We start from the raw sequence: 2464 nt of genomic DNA on the forward strand, positions 1-2464 counted from the left end.
CTCGGTGGGGGCGATGCGGGCCTGCAGTCGAGCCGGCGGGCGAAAGCCGGTGTCGTGCATCTGCAGCGGCTCGAACACCTGACGTTTGCACTGCTCGTCCAGCGACCGGCCGGTGACGCGCTGGACCAGCACGCCCAGCGTCAGGAAGTTCAAGTCGCTGTAGACATAGCGGCTGCCGGGCGGGCTGACCGGCGTCTCGGCCAGCAGCCGCTGCCAGACCGCCGCGGCCCCATCCGACGGCCGCAGCGTCAGCCCCGGCCGAAGGCCTGAGCTGTGAGAAAGCAATTGCCGCACGGTGATGCCGCCCTTGCCGCCGCCGGCGAAGGCTGGCCAGTAGCGAGCGGCCGGTGCATCGAGCTGCAGCTTGTCGCGCTCGACCAGCTGCAGTACGGCAGTCGTCGTGCAGACCACCTTGGTCAACGAGGCCAGGTCGAACACCGTGTCCGGTGTCATCGGCTCCGGGTCGGGGCCAAGAACCCGCGAGCCCCATGCGCGCCGCAACCAAATGTGGTCGGCATCGCCGATGACCGCCACGGCCCCCGGCACCGCACCGGTCGCGATCTGGCCACGCACCGCCGCATCGAGCGGCGACCAGTCGGCAGGCTGAGCCCAGGCAACGGCTACCAGCGACGCCAGCAGCCCGACGGCTGCGTGCCGCGCGACGCTCAGCGCGCTGCGGCAGGCTTCAGGCCGGCGGCCGAGTACTGGTTGTGTGCGTTCCACAGCATCCATCCATCGGCGCCCACCGCTTCGGCCGCTTCGGTCTGCGCGCGGATCTCGTCGGCGTCGAACTCGCGGTGGTCGAAGGCGTAGTCGCGAAAGGCCTGCAGCCACGGACGGAAGCGAACGCCGCTGACCTTGGTGCGCTGAATCGCGCGCTGCAACGAGCGGTGCACGATCTCGTACGGCGCGGCCACCGGCTGCGTGTAGCCCGGGATGCCGAAGCTGAAGCCCGACGGGTAGAGCATCGGCGACAGCACATCCACATGGCTGATGATGGCCTCCAGCTGCTGGCCGATGTGGGTGTCGTTCTCGTTCCAGCAGATGTAGCCGAACACGTCGGCCGCGATGGCAACGTTGTACGGCGCTAACCGGTTACGCGCACTGTCGAGAAAGCCGGTGATCGCGGCGACGCGGCCGGCTTCGTTGTCAGGCTGCGAGAACTTCAGGCCCGCGGTGTCAGGGAAGCGCAGGTAGTCGAACTGGACCTCGTCGAAGCCGAGGCGCGCAGCCTCTTCGGCCACGTCGAGGCTGAAGTCCCAGGCCTCGCTCTGGAACGGATCGATCCACGCCAGGTCTTCGCGGTCGTGCCAGACCGAGCCGTTGGCCGCGCGGACGGCCCATTCGGGGTGCGCATCGGCCAGCCGGTCGTCCTTGAACACGACGACGCGGGCGATCAGGTACATGCCGCGTTCGTGCAGTTGCTCGACCATCGCCGCCATGTCACGCACGGTGATCGGTGACTGCGTGCCCAAGCCCGCGGCGGCATAGGCGGCGCTCGGGAACGGCACGATGGTCCGGTCGCCTTTCACATCGATGACCAGCGCATTCACCTCGCTGTGCTCGGCCAAGGCGAGCGCCGCGTTGCGCAGGCCGGCGTCGCCGATGCCGTACACCGACAGGTACAGCGCCTTCGGGTGGAAGACCGTCAAGGCGATGCGTGCAGCGGCGCCGGCAGGCGGCAGTTGCCGGCTTTGTCGAAGGTAGCCAGGAGCCCGGGCCGAGAGGGTGGCAGCGCCGTCGGGCAACGTGAAGCGGCCCTGGCCGTCGGTCACCGCCCAGTGGACGCCGGACGCGACATGCGCTTTGGCGATTGGCTCGCCACTGATCGCGTCGACGACCACCCCGTCGAGCGCAGACGCTGCCGTGCACAGGAGCGCGCAGGCGAGGGCGGCAACGCAGCGGGTGATCGACGAGGTCAGGCGGGTCATCGCGTTTCGTCGCCTGCAAAGGCCTGCTGGAGCAGGCGAGCCAGCTGGCCGGCGCTCATGGCGTCGGTCATCAGATGGCGAGGTAGCGCCTGCAACGGATCCTGGCGCGACACGCTGCGGTTGCCGAGCGCGAACGAAGCCTCGTATCCGACCTGGGCAGCCAGCGCCATCAGCCCATCGTCCGTCATGCCGAAAGGCCAGGCCAGCAACGTGGGGTGTGCACCGAGCCGCTCGTGCAGGCGGTCGCGGCTCATGACCAGTTGGCTGGTGGCGAAGCGCACGAAGTCGGCCGGCGTGCGGCTGCGGCGTTCGCGCACCAAGTGAGGGTGCCAGTAGGTGTGAGACTCGATGCGGTAACGGCCGCTGGCCTGCAACTCGGCCAACTGCGCCCAGGTCATTGCGTAGGTGGCGTTCGACACCGCAGAGGGGTAGACGAAGAGCGTGACCGGCCAGCCGCTGTCTTGCAGCATCGGCGCCATCACCTCGGCCTGGCTGCGGTGGGCGTCGTCGGCGCTCAACGCCACGGCACGAGG

3 protein-coding genes are annotated in these 2464 nt (G+C 69.0%); all 3 read right to left on the reverse strand.

Annotated elements, in window-relative coordinates; translation table 11 throughout:
- The coding region (locus tag AC1DYI_RS32645; protein ID WP_477208268.1) for a serine hydrolase domain-containing protein at positions 1-723 on the reverse strand (723 nt) is incomplete at its 3' end.
- Complete coding sequence (locus AC1DYI_RS32650; RefSeq protein WP_477208269.1) at positions 666-1931, reverse strand: putative glycoside hydrolase; 1266 nt, start codon at positions 1929-1931, stop codon at positions 666-668. The genes AC1DYI_RS32645 and AC1DYI_RS32650, both read right to left, overlap by 58 nt.
- Positions 1928-2464, reverse strand: a 537-nt coding sequence (locus tag AC1DYI_RS32655; protein ID WP_477208270.1) for a polysaccharide deacetylase family protein, incomplete at its 5' end; no start/stop codon positions are given. The genes AC1DYI_RS32655 and AC1DYI_RS32650, both read right to left, overlap by 4 nt.

Source organism: Ideonella sp. P3_A4 (genome assembly GCF_056403075.1).

Excerpts from the sequence above, each read along its gene's own strand:
- AC1DYI_RS32650 (WP_477208269.1), bottom strand. The coding sequence starts at position 1,931 with ATGACCCGCCTGACCTCGTCGATCACCCGCTGCGTTGCCGCCCTCGCC.